This is a genomic window from Limnohabitans planktonicus II-D5 (assembly GCF_001270065.2).
Lineage (GTDB): Bacteria > Pseudomonadota > Gammaproteobacteria > Burkholderiales > Burkholderiaceae_C > Limnohabitans_A > Limnohabitans_A planktonicus.
Map to the genome: position 1 here is coordinate 1 of NZ_LFYT02000048.1, position 19290 is coordinate 19290.

General features: G+C 57.1%; 17 protein-coding genes and 1 pseudogene. 10 read left to right on the top strand and 8 right to left on the bottom strand.

Annotation, left to right across the window (positions count from 1 at the left end; genetic code table 11):
- Positions 1-256 precede the first annotated feature (256 nt).
- Positions 257-1149: pseudogene (gene groEL / locus H663_RS40110) on the bottom strand (chaperonin GroEL); the annotation flags it as partial.
- Between the two features lie 23 nt (positions 1150-1172).
- Here groEL and H663_RS40115 point away from each other — a divergent pair.
- Entirely contained in the window at positions 1173-1535 is a 363-nt protein-coding gene (locus H663_RS40115) for a hypothetical protein (protein WP_205872762.1), read from the top strand.
- The gene (locus H663_RS40120; RefSeq protein WP_053171322.1) at positions 1516-1965 is read left to right on the top strand and encodes a TA system VapC family ribonuclease toxin; all 450 of its coding nucleotides are present in this window, start codon (positions 1516-1518) and stop codon (positions 1963-1965) included. The genes H663_RS40115 and H663_RS40120 overlap by 20 nt, the downstream gene beginning before the upstream one ends.
- A gap of 217 nt (positions 1966-2182) precedes the next feature.
- Here H663_RS40120 and groL read toward each other — a convergent pair whose 3' ends face one another.
- From groL to H663_RS40135, 3 genes are all read right to left on the bottom strand, one after another.
- The gene (groL, locus tag H663_RS40125) at positions 2183-3835 is read right to left on the bottom strand and encodes a chaperonin GroEL (protein ID WP_053171319.1); all 1653 of its coding nucleotides are present in this window, start codon (positions 3833-3835) and stop codon (positions 2183-2185) included.
- A 138-nt stretch (positions 3836-3973) separates the two neighbouring features.
- Positions 3974-4261: a co-chaperone GroES gene (gene groES, locus H663_RS40130; RefSeq protein WP_019426307.1), complete on the bottom strand. Its 288-nt coding sequence runs from the start codon at positions 4259-4261 to the stop codon at positions 3974-3976.
- Between the two features lie 142 nt (positions 4262-4403).
- The gene (locus H663_RS40135) at positions 4404-5000 is read right to left on the bottom strand and encodes a helix-turn-helix domain-containing protein (protein ID WP_053171316.1); all 597 of its coding nucleotides are present in this window, start codon (positions 4998-5000) and stop codon (positions 4404-4406) included.
- Between the two features lie 252 nt (positions 5001-5252).
- Here H663_RS40135 and H663_RS40140 point away from each other — a divergent pair, with 252 nt between their 5' ends.
- Both H663_RS40140 and H663_RS40145 read left to right on the top strand, forming a co-directional pair.
- The gene (locus H663_RS40140; RefSeq protein WP_053171313.1) at positions 5253-6080 is read left to right on the top strand and encodes a lysophospholipid acyltransferase family protein; all 828 of its coding nucleotides are present in this window, start codon (positions 5253-5255) and stop codon (positions 6078-6080) included.
- 16 nt (positions 6081-6096) lie between these two features.
- Positions 6097-6963, top strand: a complete 867-nt coding sequence (locus tag H663_RS40145) for a lysophospholipid acyltransferase family protein (RefSeq protein ID WP_053171692.1) — start codon at positions 6097-6099, stop codon at positions 6961-6963.
- Positions 6964-7255: 292 nt separating this feature from the next.
- Here the strand turns inward: H663_RS40145 and H663_RS40150 are convergent, their stop codons facing one another.
- On the bottom strand, positions 7256-8203 hold the full coding sequence (locus tag H663_RS40150; RefSeq protein WP_053171690.1) for an alpha/beta fold hydrolase: 948 nt from the start codon (positions 8201-8203) through the stop codon (positions 7256-7258).
- A 471-nt stretch (positions 8204-8674) separates the two neighbouring features.
- The gene (gene yihA, locus H663_RS40155) at positions 8675-9415 is read right to left on the bottom strand and encodes a ribosome biogenesis GTP-binding protein YihA/YsxC (RefSeq protein ID WP_053171311.1); all 741 of its coding nucleotides are present in this window, start codon (positions 9413-9415) and stop codon (positions 8675-8677) included.
- Positions 9416-9513: 98 nt separating this feature from the next.
- Here yihA and H663_RS40160 point away from each other — a divergent pair, with 98 nt between their 5' ends.
- The 4 genes from H663_RS40160 (at position 9514) to H663_RS40175 (ending at position 14470) form a co-directional block, all read left to right on the top strand.
- Positions 9514-10155 (top strand): c-type cytochrome, encoded by a 642-nt coding sequence (locus H663_RS40160; protein ID WP_053171308.1) that lies wholly within the window; start codon positions 9514-9516, stop codon positions 10153-10155.
- Positions 10156-10361: 206 nt separating this feature from the next.
- A complete protein-coding gene (locus tag H663_RS40165) occupies positions 10362-12488 on the top strand; it encodes a cytochrome c biogenesis protein ResB (RefSeq protein ID WP_053171688.1) in 2127 nt (708 codons plus the stop codon).
- Complete coding sequence (gene ccsB / locus H663_RS40170; protein ID WP_053171305.1) at positions 12485-13795, top strand: c-type cytochrome biogenesis protein CcsB; 1311 nt, start codon at positions 12485-12487, stop codon at positions 13793-13795. The genes H663_RS40165 and ccsB overlap by 4 nt, the downstream gene beginning before the upstream one ends.
- 222 nt (positions 13796-14017) lie before the next feature.
- Positions 14018-14470 (top strand): OsmC family protein, encoded by a 453-nt coding sequence (locus H663_RS40175; RefSeq protein ID WP_053171302.1) that lies wholly within the window; start codon positions 14018-14020, stop codon positions 14468-14470.
- Positions 14471-15164: 694 nt separating this feature from the next.
- On the opposite strand, the gene coq7 is transcribed toward H663_RS40175, so the two are convergent.
- Positions 15165-15791 carry a 2-polyprenyl-3-methyl-6-methoxy-1,4-benzoquinone monooxygenase gene (gene coq7 / locus H663_RS40185; protein ID WP_053171297.1) on the bottom strand — a complete coding sequence of 209 codons (627 nt, stop codon included), beginning with the start codon at positions 15789-15791 and terminating at the stop codon, positions 15165-15167.
- Between the two features lie 438 nt (positions 15792-16229).
- On the opposite strand from coq7, the gene H663_RS40195 reads away from it, so the two are divergent.
- The gene (locus H663_RS40195) at positions 16230-16520 is read left to right on the top strand and encodes an addiction module antidote protein (RefSeq protein ID WP_053171687.1); all 291 of its coding nucleotides are present in this window, start codon (positions 16230-16232) and stop codon (positions 16518-16520) included.
- Positions 16521-17234: 714 nt separating this feature from the next.
- Here H663_RS40195 and H663_RS41780 read toward each other — a convergent pair.
- On the bottom strand, positions 17235-17507 hold the full coding sequence (locus tag H663_RS41780) for a hypothetical protein (RefSeq protein ID WP_165803970.1): 273 nt from the start codon (positions 17505-17507) through the stop codon (positions 17235-17237).
- Between the two features lie 43 nt (positions 17508-17550).
- On the opposite strand from H663_RS41780, the gene H663_RS40200 reads away from it, so the two are divergent.
- Complete coding sequence (locus H663_RS40200) at positions 17551-18669, top strand: porin (protein WP_053171294.1); 1119 nt, start codon at positions 17551-17553, stop codon at positions 18667-18669.
- The last annotated feature ends 621 nt before the right edge of the window (positions 18670-19290 follow it).

Sequence of the window (19290 nt, forward strand, 5' to 3'; positions counted from 1 at the left end):
TAACCCCCGTGCGTTCGGCCAGATCGCGGTGGCTGAAGGCGTTGAAGCCACGCGTTCGCAGCAGACTGCTGGCGTGTTGGAGGATGTCCTGGCGGCGATCGATAACAGAATTCATAGCAGCTATTGTATCAACCTATCAGTAGATAGTCCATCAAGAGGAATTCGATAAGAAAAAAGCCCCGCAAGGCTTTCACCTTGCGGGGCTGATGTGTTGGCCGGGTGAGGGCGCAAACCCTCAGTCCAGACAGCGGGGCACTTACATGCCCATGCCACCCATGCCGCCCATACCACCCATGCCGCCCATGTCAGGCAGCCGCCGCCGCCAGCGCCGGACTCGTCCTTCGGGGCTTCGGAGATCATGCACTCTGTTGTGAGCATCAAAGAGGCCACAGACGCTGCGTTTTGCAAGGCAGTGCGTGTCACTTTGGTGGGGTCCAGAATGCCCATTTCGATCATGTCGCCGTAGGTGTCGTTGGCGGCGTTGAAGCCGTAATTGCCCGAACCGGCCAAGACTGCGTTCACCACCACCGAGGGCTCGCCGCCGGCGTTGTACACGATCTCGCGCAGAGGCGCTTCGATGGCTTTCAACACCAGCTTGATGTCGGCGTCCTGGTCAGCGTTGTCGCCTTTGATGACGCCAGCCATTTGACGTGCACGCAGCAAAGCCACGCCGCCGCCAGCCACGATGCCTTCTTCCACAGCAGCGCGGGTAGCGTGCAGGGCGTCTTCAACGCGGGCTTTCTTCTCTTTCATTTCGACTTCGGTGGCAGCGCCGACCTTGATCACGGCCCCACCGCCAGCCAACTTGGCCACGCGCTCTTGCAGCTTTTCGCGGTCGTAGTCAGAAGTGGCTTCTTCGATTTGCACACGCACTTGCTTGACGCGGGCTTCGATGTCGCCAGCAGCACCAGCGCCGTCGATGATGATGGTGTTTTCTTTGCCCACTTCGATGCGCTTGGCTTGGCCCAGATCGGCCAAAGTCACTTTTTCGAGGGTCAGGCCCACTTCTTCAGCGATCACTTTGCCGCCGGTCAAGATGGCGATGTCTTCCAACATGGCTTTGCGACGGTCACCGAAGCCAGGGGCCTTCACAGCCACAACCTTCAGGATGCCACGGATGGTGTTCACCACCAAAGTTGCCAGGGCTTCCACCGCTCAACTTGATTCCCTGTATGTTGCTCCAACAAAGACAAACTTTGCCGGTAAACCAGCTAACTGGTAAACTTGGTCAGATGAAAACCACACTTGACTTGCCCGACGAACTGGTTCGCGAAATGAAACTGCGCGCCCTGATGCAGGGTCGAACACTGCGCGATCTGGCCGCTGACTTTCTGCGCCAAGGATTGGGGATGGGTGCGCTTCGGCCGGCGACACCGCCGCCGGGATCGCGGGTTGAAATCGGTGCCGACGGGCTGCCGATCATCCGAGGCAGCGACGATGCCCCATCCAGGTCCATGACCGCCGAAGCCTTGATAAAGCTCGAACAGGACTTGCTGACCCAGGAGGACATGCAGCGTGGCGGGCTCTCTCTTTGACACAAGCGCGTGGCTGGCCGCTACTTTTGAACAGCACCCCTCGCACAGCGTGGCCAGGCAGGCGTTGCGCCAAGCGACCGCGTCGCAAGCTGCGGTTTTTTGTCGTGCCACGCAACAAAGCTTTTTACGCCTGCTCTCCACGGCGGCCTTGGCAAAAGCCTATGGGGCTCTTCCGCTGACCAACAGCGATGCGCTGCTCACTCTGGACAACCTGCAAGCCTTACCACAAGTGGCGTGGCAAGACGAGCCACCGGGCGTGTTCGGGCTTTGGCGCAGTCTTGCTGGGTTGAACAGTGCGTCTCCAAAAGTCTGGATGGACGCCTACCTCGCCGCCTTCGCTATTGCCGCCGGATTGCGTTTGACCACACTGGACAAAGACTTCAACAACTATTTGCCGCATGGGCTGGATCTGGACCTTTTGAGCTCTTGATCCCAGTAAGCGGTGTGTCGTGAAAAACGGATAAGAAATTTAACCGTATGCGATGAAATTTACGGTTTGCTGTTTGCATGTTTTTTTAATTACTTTTAAACCAGCACCTTAGCATGCAAATATTTCGCAAAGAAGAAAAAAGCCCCGCAAGGCTTGCGCTTGCGGGGCTTGGAAGGTCATGGACCCCGGATCAAGCCCGGGGTGACAGACGGGGCAATTACATGCCCATGCCGCCCATACCACCCATGCCGCCCATGTCAGGCATGCCGCCGCCGCCAGCGCCGGACTCGTCCTTCGGGGCTTCGGAAACCATGCACTCTGTTGTGAGCATCAAAGAGGCCACAGACGCTGCGTTTTGCAAGGCAGTGCGTGTCACTTTGGTGGGGTCCAGAATGCCCATTTCGATCATGTCGCCGTAGGTGTCGTTGGCGGCGTTGAAGCCGTAGTTGCCTGAACCGGCCAAGACTGCGTTCACCACCACCGAGGGCTCGCCGCCGGCGTTGTACACGATCTCGCGCAGAGGCGCTTCGATGGCTTTCAACACCAGCTTGATGCCGGCGTCTTGGTCAGCGTTGTCGCCTTTGATGACACCAGCCATCTGACGTGCACGCAGCAAAGCCACGCCGCCGCCAGCCACGATGCCTTCTTCCACAGCAGCGCGGGTAGCGTGCAGGGCGTCTTCCACGCGGGCTTTCTTCTCTTTCATTTCGACTTCGGTGGCAGCGCCGACCTTGATCACGGCCACACCGCCAGCCAACTTGGCCACGCGCTCTTGCAGCTTCTCGCGGTCGTAGTCAGAAGTGGCTTCTTCGATTTGCACGCGCACTTGTTTGACGCGGGCTTCGATGTCGCCAGCGGCACCAGCGCCGTCGATGATGATGGTGTTTTCTTTGCCCACTTCGATGCGCTTGGCTTGGCCCAGATCGGCCAAAGTCACTTTTTCGAGGGTCAGGCCAACTTCTTCAGCGATCACTTTGCCGCCGGTCAAGATGGCGATGTCTTCCAACATGGCTTTGCGACGGTCACCGAAGCCAGGAGCCTTGACAGCCACCACCTTCAAGATGCCACGGATGGTGTTCACCACCAAAGTTGCCAAGGCTTCGCCTTCGACTTCTTCGGCAATGATCAACAAAGGACGGCCCGCTTTGGCAACGGCTTCCAGTGTGGGCAGCAGATCGCGGATGTTGCTGATCTTCTTGTCGAACAACAACACGAAGGGGTTGTCCAACAAAGCGGCTTGCTTTTCGGGGTTGTTGATGAAGTAAGGCGACAGGTAGCCGCGGTCGAATTGCATGCCTTCAACGACGTCGAGTTCGTTGTTCAAAGACTTACCGTCTTCCACAGTGATCACGCCTTCTTTGCCCACTTTGTCCATGGCGTTGGCGATGATTTCGCCGATGCTGGTGTCAGAGTTGGCAGAGATGGAGCCGACTTGGGCGATTTCTTTGCTGGTCGTAGTGGCCTTGGTGGCCTTCTTCAACTCTTCGATCAAAGCAGTCACTGCTTTGTCGATGCCGCGCTTCAGATCCATGGGGTTCATGCCAGCGGCCACGTACTTCATGCCTTCGCGCACGATGGCTTGAGCCAACACGGTGGCAGTGGTGGTGCCGTCGCCAGCGTTGTCAGAAGTCTTGGAAGCGACTTCCTTGACCATCTGCGCACCCATATTTTGCAGCTTGTCTTTGAGTTCGATTTCCTTGGCCACGGACACACCGTCCTTGGTCACGGTGGGGGCACCGAACGAGCGCTCCAACACCACGTTGCGGCCTTTAGGGCCCAGGGTCACTTTGACCGCGTTGGCCAAAATGTTCACGCCTTCAACCATGCGTGCGCGGGCTTCGCCGCCGAAAATTACGTCTTTTGCTGCCATTTGAATTCTCCGGTTTTGCGTTGTGCGATCAGCGTTGTGCGTACAAAGAAGATCAACTCAACGGGAACTTGATTAAGGGGTAATACGGGAAAAACCAGGGTGCGCTCAACACTCAACGCCGAACGCTCAACCCCAGCATCACTCAACGACTGCGAACAGGTCTTCTTCTTTCATGACCAGCAGTTCGTCGCCACCGACCTTGACGGTCTGGCCGCTGTACTTGCCGAACAACACGCGGTCGCCGACTTTGACGCTCAGGGCTTTGGTCTCGCCTTTGTCGTTGGTCTTGCCTGGGCCGACGGCCAGGACTTCACCTTGATCGGGCTTTTCTGCAGCCGAGTCGGGGATCACGATGCCCGAGGCTGTTTTGGTTTCGCTTTCGATACGCTTGACGATCACGCGATCGCCCAAAGGACGCAGTTTCATGGAATCTCCTGGATTTGAAACAAGGTTGAAAACAAAAGCACCCGCTCAGGATGCTTTTAAACTTTGAGGAGTTTTGTTAGCACTCAACTCCATCGAGTGCTAATGATAAGGGCATTTACCCTTGTTTCAAGTCCTGGACACTTCAATGTGCCGCTTTGGTGGGGTGAGATTTGAGGTTGGCGGTCTCTTGTGCATGGGCATGACCCAGCATGTAGCCATAGACCAAGTCGGTGCTGATGTCGTTTTCAAACAGACTGATGCTTTGTGACAAATGCAGCGCGCTGGTGGCAGGCAAGTCGTGGCTGTTGTAGACCACGATGTGAGCGTTTTGAATGGCGTCGTCCTGCAAATGCAGGGGTGAGCTGTGCATCCATGGGATGCGGGCATCGATAAAAAAGACGCCCACATTTTGGTGAATGTTCATCAGGTCCAAAGGGTGGGTCATGACTTTGACCTGTGGCAACTCCTTAAGCAAGGTCAAGGCGGGAGTGAGTGCTTCGCTGCTGTGCAGGATACAGACCAGTGGTTTGTCTGAATCGGTTTTGGGGCTCTGGAAGCCTTGTTGCTTGCAGTATTGGCTGAATGACGAAGACAGGATGCGCCGATGACCGCCCTGGGTCACAAATGCTTTGAAAACGCCGTTTTCGACCATGCGCTGGATGGTGCCGACGGACAGGCCGAGCAATTTGGCCGCTTGGCTGGTGCTGAAATATTCTTGTGTGGTCTTGGTGTTTCTCATCGTGTATTCCTTAAATGACAGTTTGGTGTAATGGGTTTGAATTTTTTGCGTTGTTTGAATGGTATGGACAGTCTGGGTAAATTGGTGGTTTGTGAACCGGTAGTGCTGTCTGCAAAAAACAGGTAATGCCCTCATTGATCCGGCGCGCTGAAGTTTGAAATGTGTGAGACATGCCATCTCGCAGGTCGGCACTCGCAGAGTCCGACATGCTGACTTCAGGGGCCCCACCCGCCTGAGGCAAAATCAATCCCCATGTTGCGCTGGTTTCGTTTCTTTTCTCATTGGCCTTTGTGGGCCTTGCACGCCTTGGGCTGGCTGGGTGGCTGGCTGGCCTGGTGTTTGTCGGGCACCTACAGACGCCGCTTTTTGGACAATGCCCGGCAGGCGGGCTTGGGGTGGCAGGCTTATGTGGGGGCCATTGGCCAAGCCGGATGCATGTCGGCCGAGCTGCCGCGTTTGTGGTTGGGCCGCACACCAGCCTTTGAATGGGCCGATGACCGGGCTGCCGTGCAAGCCTACGCTGCTGGCCAGGGGGTCTTGTTTTTGACGCCGCACATGGGCTGTTTTGAAATCACGGCCCAAGCCTTGGCCCTGCGCTTTGCGCCCGAGCATGGCGATTTGACGGTGCTTTACCGCCCCTCGCGTCATGCCGGTTTGAACGAGGTCATGACGCTGGCGCGCAACCGCCCCGGGCTGGAGGCGGTGCCCACCACGTTGGCTGGTGTACGCCAGATGATCAAGGCTTTGCGTGCCGGGCGTGCCGTGGGCCTCTTGCCCGACCAGGTGCCGCCCGAGGGCATGGGCCAGTGGGCACCGTTTTTTGGCAAATCGGCCTACACCATGACCTTGGCGGCGCGATTGGCCGCCCAGACCGGGGCCAAGGTGGTGTTGATCTGGGGCGAACGTCTGCCCTGGGGGCGCGGTTACCGATTGCACACCCGGGCACTTGGGCATGCGTTGTCGGCGGATCTGGATACGGCGGTGGTGCAGATCAACCAGGCCATGGAGGCGCTGATCTTGCAGTGCCCGAGTCAATACATTTGGGGCTATGCCCGTTACAAGCAGCCCCGCGCTGCATGAACAAAAACACAACACCATGGTGAATTTGCTGATCGCTTTTTTGCGTCTGTGCGCCCGCTGGCCGTTGCCCTGGGTGCGCGCTTGGGGTTGGGGGCTGGGCGGCTTGCTGTGGCATGTGGCGCGCAGCCGCCGTCACATTGTTGAGGTCAATCTGCAAAAAACCATGCCCGAGCTGTCGGCCGCTGAACGACAGGCGCTGGCGTATCGGCATTTCATAGCCTTTGGCCAGTCGGTGATGGACCGAGCCTGGCTGTGGCACGCGCCCGAATCGCTGGTGCGCCAGCGTTTGCGTTGGGTGGGCGACCTGCAGGCCCTGACCGCGCCGGGGCCTTTGGTGATGCTGGCGCCGCATTTTGTGGGTCTGGATGCGGGCGGCATGGCCGTGTCGCTGGATGTGCCGGGGCCGGTGGCTTTCATTTTTGTGGGCCAGTCGCGCCCCGCCATCGAGCAATGGGTGCGCCAGGGGCGCGAACGTTCGGGCAATGTGCGGCCCTATTTCAGGCACCAGGGCATGCGCCAGATTTTGAGCGGCATCAAAAAAGGCGAGCCTTTGCACCTGTCGCCAGACATGGATTTCGGGCGTGAAGAGTCGATTTTTGTGCCCTTCATGGGGGTGGACAAGGCGGCCACCTTGCCTTCGCTGTCTCGCTTGTCCAAAGTGGCGGGTGCCCGTGTGGTGCCGGTGGTCACGCGCATGACGGCGCAAGGCTATGACATTGAAATTCATCCCGCATTGGCTGATTTTCCGAGTGCCGATGCCGTGCAGGACACGGCACGCATGAACCGCTTGCTGGGCGACTGGGTGCGCACCATGCCCGAGCAGTATTACTGGGTGCACCGGCGCTTCAAGACCCGGCCAGAGGGTGAGCCGGGGTTTTACTGATTCGGCCCTGCGAAGTTTTCAATACCCAAAGATCTTGTAGGTCGGTGGTCGAAGACCCCGACATGGGCCTGTGCTGAAGCGACCAAACGTCGGACTCTTCGAGTGCCGACCTACGGGTAAAGCAGTCAGCGGCAAACGGCATTTTGTAGGTCGGTGGTCGAAGACCCCGACAACTGCATGCGAGGCAATGTGCTACATGACGAGGCTACCGGCATGCCATCAACGTCGGACTCTTCGAGTGCCGACCTGCGAGATGACATGTCTCACACATTTCAAACTTCAGCGTGCCGGATCAATACTGAAACGGGGGCAGCAAAAAGTCGGTGATCTCCGCAATCACCCGTTGGGGTTGCTCGTGCACCACCCAATGTGTGGCGTTTGCAATGGGCACCAGCTTCAAGTCGGCCACATGGGTGTCCAGACCCTCGGTCAGGCAGGGCAACAAGGCGATGTCGTCTTGTGCCCAGAGCAGCAAGGTGGGCACTTCGATGCGCAGCATCTCGGGCGGCAGGCTGACCTGATCCACAGCGGGGTCTTGCGGTGTTGATGGGCGCAGCGGGGATGCCCGGTAGTAGTTCAAGGCCCCGTCCAGCCCGTGGGACCAGACTTCGCGGTAACGCGCTTGCAGCGCGGGCGTGAGCCAGGGTGCAGCTTTGGAGGACAGGCTGTTGCCGCCGCTCATTTCCTTGTCATCGCCGTGCAGAAATCTCAGCAGCCGCTCAAAGTGGTTGGCCGAGAGCTGGGTGGCCGAGTCGGCTTGCACCAGAAAGTTCATGTAAGCGCTGGCTGATTGCTGCGCCGGGTTGTGCTGCATGGCCTGCACAAAGGGGCCGGGGTGCGGGGCGTTGATGACCACCAGTTGGCGCAAGCGCTGGGGGTGCTGGTTGGCCACGCTCCAGGCCAAGGCACCACCCCAGTCGTGCGCCACCAAGGCAGCCAGCGGCTGGCCTTTGCCGCATTCGGCGTCGATCAGGCCGACGATGTCTTGCACCAGGAATTTGGCGCGGTAGGCCTTCACATCGCTGGGCGCGCTGGATTTTTCGTAGCCGCGCAAATTGGGCGCCACGCAGCGGTAGCCGCCGTTTTCAGGGCGCGAAAAGTGCTGCAGCAGCTCGTCCCAAACAAAGGCCGCTTCCGGAAAGCCATGCAGAAACATCAACACAGGGCGACCAGGTTCACCGCAGGCGCGGCAGCTCAGGGTGATGCCGTGGGGCAGGGTTTGTTGCCAGGTGTCGATCATGCAGGTGCTCATTGAGGTCCAGGGACAGCGGTGGCGTCAGGGTTTATGAATCACCCCCAACCGAATCGCCAGCATGGCTGGCTGCCTTATCGTGGACATTATCGGACTCTTCGAGTGCCGACCTACGGGGGGCTTTTTGCAGGTCGGTGGTCGAAGACTCCGACGATGGTTTGTGCACAAGCACAGCGCTTGACTGGGCGATGGAGGCCGTGCGAAGAGGTGTCGGACTCTACGAGTGTCGACCTACGGGAGTGCTTTTTATAGGTCGGTGGTCGAAGACTCCGACGATGGTTTGTGCACAAGCACAGCGCTTGACTGGGCGATGGAGGCCGTGCGAAGAGGTGTCGGACTCTACGAGTGCCGACCTACGGGAGTGCTTTTTGTAGGTCGGTGGTCGAAGACTCCGACGATAGTGTGTGCACGGGCTCAGTGCTTGATGGGCCGATGGCGCGTATCAGCCGCCGCGTGGATTTATTCGTCCAGCGCTTCGGGTTCGTCTTCGATGGGTTCGGCGGGCTTCGGGCTTGCAAGACCCTCGGCCGGGTGAGTCCAGTCCCACAGCAGTTTGGCCACGTCGTCCACACCTTGCTTTTTCAGGGCCGAAAACAGTTTCACATCGCCGCCGCCGGCTTGCAGTCGGGCAATCGACAAGGCCTTGGCCTGCTCGGCGCGGGTCAATTTGTCGGCCTTGGTCAGGATGATCAAAAACTTCAGGCCCTGCTCAACCCGGGGGCGGATGACTTCGAGCAAGATGTCATCGAGCTCGGTCAGGCCGTGGCGCGGGTCGCACATCATGACGATGCCTGTGAGGTTTTCGCGGCTGACCAGATAGTTGGCCATGACCTGTTGCCAGCGCAGCTTGTCCATCTTGGCCACGGCGGCGTAGCCATACCCGGGCAAATCGGCCAGCACGGCGTCGGTGATGCCCTGCTTGCCCAGCGCAAACAGGTTGATGTGCTGGGTGCGGCCGGGTTTTTTGGAAGCAAAGGCCAGCTGCTTTTGCTGCGTCAGGGTGTTGATGCAGGTGGATTTGCCCGCGTTGGAGCGGCCCACAAAGGCAATTTCGGGGGTGTCCATCGCGGGCAAATGGTGCAGTTGCGCGGCGGTGGTCAAGAATCGGGCGGTGTGCATCCAGCCCATGGGCGTGACCGCAGCAGGGGTGGCGGGCGCAGTTTTGGGCAAAGAGTGGGGAACGCGGGGGCTGGAGCTCATAAATCGGGGGGCCTTGGGTCGTCAGGAAACTGACGCAGACCTCATTGTAGAATCCTTGGGTTTTGCGCCTCCCTTCTTCCAACTATTGGACGACGACCATGAAGTCAATTGTTTCTTTCCTGAAGTCCGCCACTTTGGCCGCCACCACGTCTGTTGTCTTGGCGGGTACAGCGTTGGCTGCAGGCCCTGCCCCCGCATCTGCCAAGCCTGATTTGGCCAAAGGCGAAGCCGCATTTGCCATGTGCGTGGCCTGCCATGCCGCCGACGGCAACTCGACCACCCCGGTCAACCCCAAGCTGTCGCAACAACACCCCGAATACCTGGTCAAGCAATTGCAAGAGTTCAAATCGGGCAAGCGCGCCAACGCCGTGATGAGCGGCATGGTGGCTGGCTTGAGCAATGACGACATGCGCAACATCAGCTATTGGCTCGCTTCCAAGACTGCCAAGCCTGGCTTTGCCAAAGAAAAAGACACCGTCGCCATGGGGGAGCGCATTTACCGTGGTGGCATCCCGGATCGCCAGATCGCCGCTTGCGCCAGCTGCCACTCGCCCAATGGCTCGGGCATGCCCTCGCAATACCCCCGCTTGTCGGGTCAGCATGCGGACTACACCGCCTCTCAGCTGGTCCAGTTCCGTGACGGCGTTCGCAAGAACAACCTGCAGATGACCCAAGTCGCTGCCAAAATGAATGACCGCGAAATCAAGGCTGTGGCCGATTACATTGCCGGTCTGCGTTGATCGACCCCGTATGGCTGCGGGGTATCCCCTGCTGTGAAGGGGTCTTCAGTGAAGTTTCATCTTGCTGATCCACAATCCGGGCTCTGCCAGAGAAATTTGAAAAAAAGGCCGGTTCACCGGCCTTTTTTGTTTGGCGTGGGCTGCGCTTTCTAAAGCTGCGCTGCTTTTGTTTTCTTGCCTCTTTGCCTGTTTTCAGCCCCTTCATCATGACGTCTGTTGCCTCCAGCCCTGAATCCGAGCGCGGTGCTTCCCGCTGGCAAGCCCTGCTGGAGTTGCTGTCGTCCATGCGTTTTGCCATTTCCCTGTTGACGATCATCTGCATCGCTTCGGTCATTGGCACGGTGCTCAAGCAAAACGAGCCCGCCAACAATTACATCAACCAGTTCGGACCTTTCTGGGCCGAGGTGTTTGCCACCCTCAAGCTCAACTCGGTCTACAGCGCCTGGTGGTTCTTACTGATTTTGGCTTTTTTGGTCATCAGCACCAGCCTGTGCATTGCGCGCAACACGCCCAAGATTCTGTCCGACCTGAAAAACTACAAGGAAAACATCCGCGAGCAAAGCCTCAAGGCCTTCCACCACAAGGCCGAAGGGCATTTGAACGAAGCGCCCGAAGCCGCCGCCAAGCGACTGGGGGCCTTGCTCGCCACTGGCGGCTGGAAAGTCAAGCTGCAAGAGCGCGACACCCCGGCGGGCAAGGGCTGGATGCTGGCGGCCAAGGCGGGTGCGGCCAACAAAATCGGTTACATCGCGGCGCACTCGGCCATCGTTTTGGTGTGTGTGGGTGGCTTGCTCGACGGCGATCTGATCGTGCGAGCCCAGATGTGGTTCGGCGGCAAAGCGGTGTACAACGGCGGCGGGCTGATTGCCGATGTGCCTGCGCAGTACCGGCTGTCTGAGCGGAATCCGGCTTTCAGGGGCAACCTGATGGTGGCCGAAAACACCGCGTCTGGCACGGCCATTCTGAGTCAGTCCAACGGCATCTTGCTGCAAGAGTTGCCTTTTGCGATTGAGCTCAAGAAGTTCATCGTGGAGTACTACTCGACCGGCATGCCCAAGCTGTTTGCCAGCGACATCGTCATTCACGACAAGGCCACAGGCGAGAAAAAGGAAGCGCGTGTCGAGGTGAACCACCCGGCCAGCTTCAAGGGCATCAACATTTACCAGTCCAGCTTTGACGACGGCGGCTCCAGCGTCAAGCTGCAAGCCGTGCCCATGGCGGCAGCCACCCAGTCTTTTGAGGTGGAAGGCACCATTGGCGGCAGCACCGACCTGAGCAATGGCAATGAAAAATTGAGTCTGGAGTTTACCGGGCTGCGCGTCATCAACGTGGAAAACATGGGTGGTGGCCGCGGCCCTGAGGGCACAGGGGTGGACGTGCGCAAGGTCGATTTGCGCAGCGCCATCGACGAGCGTCTGGGGGCCGGGCACAAAACCACCCAAACCAAAGAGTTGCGCAATGTGGGCCCCAGCGTGAGCTACAAGCTGCGTGATGCTGCTGGCCAGGCGCGTGAGTACAACAACTACATGTTGCCGGTGGATGCAGGGGACGGCGTGCCGGTGTTCTTGCTGGGCATGCGTGAGACGCCCAGCGAGCCTTACCGCTACCTGCGCCCCCCCGCAGACGAAAACGGCGAGTTGACCGGTTTCATCCGGTTGCGTGCCGCTTTGGAAGCCCCCGATCTGCGTGCGCGTGCGGTGCAGCGTTATGCCCGCAAGGCGGTGGACCCCCAACGCCCCGAATTGACAAAGCAACTGGCCGATTCAGCTGAGCGTGCTTTGGGCTTGTTTGCAGGCAGAGAAGAGGTCAAGGGCAAGAAAGTAGCGGGCCTGCAGGCCTTGGCAGATTTTCTGGAGGCCAATGTGCCCGAGGCCGAACGCGCCCGAGCTGGAGAGATGTTTGTGCGCATCCTGAACGGCACCTTGCTCGAGTTGGACGCAGTGGCGCGTGAGCAAGCCGCAGCCAAGCCCCTGCCCGACGACAAAGTGCAGGGCTTCATGTCACAGGCGGTGCTGGCCCTGTCTGACGCGCCGTTTTACCCCGCGCCCATGACGTTTTTGCTCAAGGATTTCACGCAGGTGCAAGCCAGCGTGTTTCAGGTGGCCAGAGCGCCGGGTCAGTCTGTCGTGTACCTGGGCTGTGCCCTTTTGATCTTGGGTATTTTTGCAATGCTGTATGTTCGGGACCGTCGCTTGTGGGTCTGGCTGTCACCTCAGGGTGAGGGTGCCCAGGCGAGCTTGGCCTTGTCATCCAACCGCAAGACCATGGACGTAGACCGTGAATTTGAACAACTGACCGCCCGTTTGCTGGGCCGCTCCGAGAAAACACCATGACGACTGTGACTTTGAATCCGGGCTACTTTGCCAGCCGATCGGCCCTGGATTGGGGCTTTGCGCTGCTGGCGCTGTTGGGCACGGTGTTCGCCTTTACCCGCTACCAGCACGCCATGGATGTGTACGAGCAAGGCATTTTGATCTGCACGTTGCCAGCGGTGATCTGGTTGGGCTGGTTCTGGCGGCCGCTGCGCACCCTGATGTTGGTGGTCGCGGGTTTGTCGCTGTTGGCCATCTACCTCTACCAAGGTGATTTGGCGCGGTCCGAGCAGGTGTTCATGCTCAAGTATTTCCTGTCCAGCCAGTCGGCCATTTTGTGGATGAGCATGCTTTTTTTCATCAGCACCCTCTTTTACTGGGCTGGCATGATCATTCGCGGTCAAGCAGACGCGATGGAGTCTTTGGGCTCGCGCATGGCTTGGGTGGCGGTGGGTTTAGCCCTGATCGGCACCCTGGTGCGCTGGTATGAAAGCCACCAGTTGGGCCCGGACATTGGTCACATCCCGGTCAGCAACCTGTACGAAGTCTTCGTCTTGTTCTGCTGGATGACGGCGGCCTTCTATCTCTATTACGAAGCCCACTACAAGACCCGCGCTTTGGGTGCTTTTGTCATGCTGGTGGTCAGCGCTGCGGTGGGTTTTTTGCTGTGGTACACGCTGGTGCGCGAGGCGCACGCCATCCAGCCTCTGGTGCCCGCCCTTAAAAGCTGGTGGATGAAGATTCATGTGCCGGCCAATTTCATTGGATATGGCACCTTTGCCCTGGCCGCCATGGTGGCTTTTGCCTACCTGATCAAGCAAACCGCTGGCGAGACACGCTGGTACAAACTCGCCCCCTTGTGGTTGTTGGGCATCGTGTTGTGTTTTGAGCCCGTGGTGTTCCGCCAATCCGCCAACGACCAGACCAGCAGCTACTGGATGGTTTACTTTGGGGTGTCCGCCTTCATCGTGGCGGGCATTTTGCTGGGCCGCCGACGCATTGCCGAGCGTTTGCCTTCCTTTGAAATTCTGGACGATGTGATGTACAAATCCATCGCCGTGGGCTTTGCCTTCTTCACCATCGCCACCGTGCTGGGCGCTTTGTGGGCGGCCGAGGCCTGGGGCGGCTATTGGAGCTGGGACCCCAAGGAAACCTGGGCCCTGATCGTCTGGCTCAACTACGCCGCCTGGCTGCACATGCGACTCATGAAGGGGCTGCGCGGTACCGTGGCCGCCTGGTGGGCTCTGGTGGGCTTGGGCATCACGACCTTTGCCTTCTTGGGGGTCAACATGTTCCTGAGCGGCTTGCACAGCTACGGCACGCTCTGAGCCTTGTTGCTCTGCTGGCTGTTCTCTCGTAGGTCGGTACTCGCAGAGTCCGACATGATGGGTTTGGGCACAGGCCCATGTCGGGGTCTTCGACCGCCGACCTCCAACACCTTTGAGCATTGAAAACTTCCAAGGGCCGAATCAATCAGCCACCAGACATTGCGCTTGGCATTACCATAGCGTCCCGTTTTCATCACACCTCTACACACTGGGAATCACAGCATGGAATGCACAGTTACCTGGACCGGCGCTGCCGGTACCCGCTCGGGCATGGGCTTTTTGGCCGAAACCGGTTCGGGCCACATGATCGCCATGGACGGCGCGCCCGATGCCGTCAAGCCTGAAAACGGCGGCCAAAACCTGGCACCCCGCCCCATGGAAACCTTGCTCGCTGGCACGGGTGGCTGTACCGCTTATGACGTGGTTCTCATCTTGAAACGTGGCCGTCACGACGTGCGCGGATGCAGCGTCAAGCTCAGCAGCGAGCGTGCAGAAGTCGACCCCAAGGTGTTTACCAAAATCAACATGCACTTCACCGTGACGGGCAAAGCCATTCCGGCCAACGCCGTGGAGCGCGCCATTGCCATGAGTCACGAAAAATACTGCTCAGCCAGCATCATGCTGGGCAAAACGGCAGAGATCACGACCAGTTTTGATGTGGTTGAAGCGGCCTGATTTTCTGAATTTATGGAATTGGTTTCCATATATTCCGGAATTCATGCGCCGTTGCAGACCCACTTAATCCATCGGTGTAGGCAGCCAGAACATGCTGTTCTGATGCTCACTGGACCTCGTCTATGTCTGCTTCCCCCGTCATCGCGAGCGCAGCGCGGCGATCCAGTGTGTGAAAAAGCGCCGAAGCTGGATTGCCACGTCGCAAGCTCCTCGCAATGACTGTCCCCCGTCTTCGCGAGCGCAGCGCGACGATCCAGTGTGTGAACAAGCGCCGAAGCTGGATTGCCACGTCGCAGGCTCCTCGCAATGACTGCCTCCCAGTCATCGCGAGCGCAGCGCGGCGATCCAGTGTGTGAACAAGCGCCGAAGCTGGATTGCCACGTCGCAAGCTCCTCGCAATGACTGCCCCCGTCATCGCGAGCGTAGCGCGGCGATCCAGTGGGTGAAAAAGCGCCGAAGCTGGATTGCCACGTCGCAGGCTCCTCGCAATGACGGAATCGATACCCGCCACGTCGCAAGCTCCTCGCGATGACGGAATCAATACCCGCCACATCGCTACACTCCTCGCGGCTAAAGGCTGCTCCTTTCAATGACAAAAGTGTGGAGCTGCGCTCCTTGAATTGACGCGAAATGACATGTTCAGGGTGATGGGCCTGTGTCTGTCGGCCAATTCCATGCTAGCAACCGTGATGCATCAAACCCGGTGCGCCACCGTCGTCATCACCTTGGCAGCGGCTTTCATCAGGGCTTTAACGGGAGAGGGTAGCTCGACAGCCCCAGCTTTTTGCGCCATCTGGGCGTGCGCAATTTCGTCCGTTTTCATTTGCGCCACGATGGCCCGTGATGCAGCGTCGGCTGCTGGCAGGCGGTCCATGTGGCTTTGCAGGTGGGCTTCCACTTGCCGTTCGGTTTCAACCACAAAGCCCAGGCTGACACGGTCTCCGCCCAGCTTGCCAGCTGCATAACCAATGGCAAAAGCCCCGGCATACCAAAGCGGGTTCAGCAGGGAAGGGCGGTCTTTCAATTCTTTCAGGCGCTGTTGCGTCCAAGCCAGATGATCGGTCTCCTCGCGGCTGGCCTCTGCCAATTGCGCCCGCAGGGCGGGGTTGGTGCAGGCCAGCGCCTGGCCGGTGTAAAGCGCCTGGGCGCAGACCTCACCCACATGGTTCACCCGCATCAGGGCCGCTGCCTCGCGCCGATCGGGCTCGCTCAGCACTGCGTCGGGGGTTGTGGCCGTAGGTGTCGGGCGACTGGCACGGGGCTCGGCCCACAAGGTGCGCAAAGCACTGTCAGCGGCCAGGATCAAAGCGTTCAAAGTCATGGGGGGAGTTTAAACAACTGGGCTGAATGCTGTGTGATGCAGATCAGGTGATGATCCACGATGGAGTATCCGAATAAGATGGTTAAAAAAAGTAGCATGTAAGCTACAATAAATTGATGTTCCAACTCCTACACTACCAAAAGCAAGATGGCCCAGACCTATTTGCTCAATGGTTGGAGGGGCTTAATGATCATCAAGCCTAAGCACGCATTGCCGCGAGGTTGATCCGACTTCAAAATGGTAATTTTGGAGATTGCAAGCCGGTTGGGGAGGGTGTTTGGGAGCAGCGAATCGACTGGGGCCTGGCTACAGGGTTTACTACGCAATAGAAAAAAAGCGCGTGATTTTGCTCTGCGATGGGGGTGATAAGCGTACACAGGATGCAGACATCTCCAGAGCAATTGTTCGGTGGAAAGAGTGGCAGTCAAGGAGAAAGACATGAACGTAACGACCAAACATGACGACTGGCTTTCTGAGCAGCTGAAAGACGCAAATTTTGCAGCCGAGTACCTCAATGCTGCAAGCGAAGACGACGACCCTAAGACCTATCTCACAGCACTTAGAAAGGTTGTCGATGCGCGTGGTGGCATGGCTTCTACTGCCGAGAAGGCGCATCTTTCTCGTGAGACCCTCTACCGTACGCTATCTACCCGTGGTAATCCGACGATCAGAACTCTCAACGCCGTGCTCAAAGCCACAGGCTTGAAATTCGCAGTTACGGCACACTGAAGTCGCCGCACTACAACACATCCCTCGTAGGTCAGATCTTCAGCGCCTACAACGCAGCCTTCGGCACAGGCCCCACGTCGGGGTGAGAATGCTTACCCCCTCAAGCAAAACCTGAATTTCAACCCGACCGCACCGTTGCCTGTGGCAAGAACACCGTCTGCGGTGATTCAGGCAGCGCTATCAAACTGGTGATCCACGATGGACTATGTCGCCTATTGATCCGGCACGCTGAAGTTTGAAATGTGTGAGAAAGGACATCTTGTAGGTCGGTACTCGCAGAGTCCGACGTTATTGGTTTGGGCAAAGGCCCATGTCGGAGTCTTCGACCGCCGACCTCTTTGATGCATTCAAAACTTCACCGGGCCGAATCAATAGGGGCAAGCTCCCACTAAATCCTCCCCAGCAGGCAACAGGCCAACCCGCTGATATCAAGCCAACCATTGTGAATACCTCGACCTGAAGGTCACAAGCCTGAACAGGATGAGCAAAAAATCACAATTTTGGGATGTGTTCATTGCAAAACTCGGCTCTTGAACCGGATTCGCACACTTGAAATGCCAGAACAGGAACCCGGGTGTTGAAAAGCTAGGCGATGAGACACCCTGTGCAGGAAGTGCTTTGAAAAATTCTAGTGTGACTTAGCGTACAGACACTTTTCAAATCTATAAAAAAGAGCGGTTATGGGTGTTTGAGCAGCGAAAAAAAACGAGGCGATTATTTCAGACAAATTAGCTTTTTTTGAGCGCTTCCTTTCGAACCAATGTCAGATTGATAAGGTTTCATTGCTTGCAATAAGTTGTTGATTTGAATGATTAAATTGTCAAAATCATTATTACCCATAAGGGTAAAACCTGACGTATGTTGCACGGTTGCAACGGAAAGCCCTTTTCTTTTCCAAAAACCTTGGAGAAGGCCAAAGCCTCTGGTGCAATACACGCAACCTTCCGGATTTGGAGGTTGGCTCTGGAAAAGAGAGGTGATGATCACCCATCGAATTCAGAGCTCTTGTTTAACCTTGGAGAAACTTGCAATGAAAAAATCTCTGATTGCTCTGGCTGCTGTGGCAGCTTCTACGTGTGCCTTCGCACAGTCTTCTGTGACTTTGTTTGGTGGTGCTGACTTGAACGTTCGTTCCGTCACTTCCGGTGCTAACAAGTTCACAGGCATGGCTCAAGATGGCATCTACTCAAGCCGTATCGGCGTGATGGGTACTGAAGATCTGGGAGGCGGCTTGAAGGCGGGTTTCCATTTCGAAGGCGGTATGAACCCTGACGTCGGTACTTCCGTCAAGTTTGATTTCCAGCGTAAGTCGACCATCGGCTTGATGGGCGGCTTCGGTGAAGTCCGTTTGGGTCGTGACTACACCCCATTGTTCACGGTTGCTGGCATTGCTGATCCCTTCGGCACCAACGGTGTGGGCTCTTCCTACAACTTGGCTAACGTCGTGACCGTTGCAGGTCCAGCCATTCCTGAAGCTGGCTCTTTTGCAACTGCACAAACAGCTTCCGCACTCCCTGCTTCCAAGGTAGAAACGGGAACCATCTATGCTGATCCCAATGCAGTTCGTGCCAACAACAGCCTTGCTTACTACACCCCCTCTTTTGGTGGCTTCACAGTGGGCGCGATGTACAGCTTCGGCGGTGAAAACACTTATACGGCCACTAAAGCTGGCACCATGACCAGCGTTAAATTGGCTTATGCAAATGGTCCGCTGACTGTTGCATTGGCTAATCAAGTGACCAAAGGTGGCGTGGCCACAACTGCTGCTGCTGACAGCCAAAAGTGGACAACCAACTTTTTGGCCGGTTCTTATGACCTCGGCGTTGCCAAGATTTCTGCTGGTTACAAAACCGACAAGTTGACTTTTGTTGACGACACCCTGAAGTCCACCATCCTCGGCGTTGCTGCACCTATGGGTGCTCTGACTCTGAAGGCGTCTTATGTTTGGCGCAAGGGTCAAGAGAAGGTTGGCAACCAATTCGCATTGGGTGCTGTGTATGACCTGAGCAAGCGTACTTCTGTATACGCCACATACGCTGCTCTCAACAATGAAGAAGGTTTCGGTATGAACGTTGGCTCCGCTCTTGCCAGCGATTTCTCAGGCTTGACTTCCAAAGGCTTCGAAGCTGGTATCAAGCACTCTTTCTAATTCCCCCCTGGCGCAAGCCAGTTGAGATTTAAAAGAACAAAAACCCACCGTGGCAACGCGGTGGGTTTTTTAGCGCACACATCAAGCGGATGAGCCCAAATCGCAGAGTCATATTCACCTGAAAATTTCTCACACAGCTGATTATTCTCATTCACATCCACGGGTATCACCATGCATGATCACCATTTATAAACATCACCAATATCTTACAATTTTTTTGAATATTAAATATGCTGAAAATTACGTGAAATCAATATAGACCGCGACTCACAATAACACATAAAAATCTCGCAAATAATAATTTCAATCTATAAATAGTTTCTCTCTTACTAATGGTTTCAGACATAAAGTCGGATTCAAAAGTGAAGTGCAACACCTGCAAACCCTGTAAGGTCCGCAGATGCAAATCACCCCATTGAAACACTACAAACAGATCCAACCCGAAGAGCGCGTTACCCTGGGGCTCCTCGTCGTTTAGTGTGGAACTTGACATCAAAGGCAGCGGTGGATTAGCACGTTGCTCTTGGGCACAGCCCGCTCCAGCGGGTTGCTTGGCAAATGCTTGAGCTTGGACATCCGCAAATACGCAATGGCGATAAAGTTTCTTGCAGTTCTAAAGCC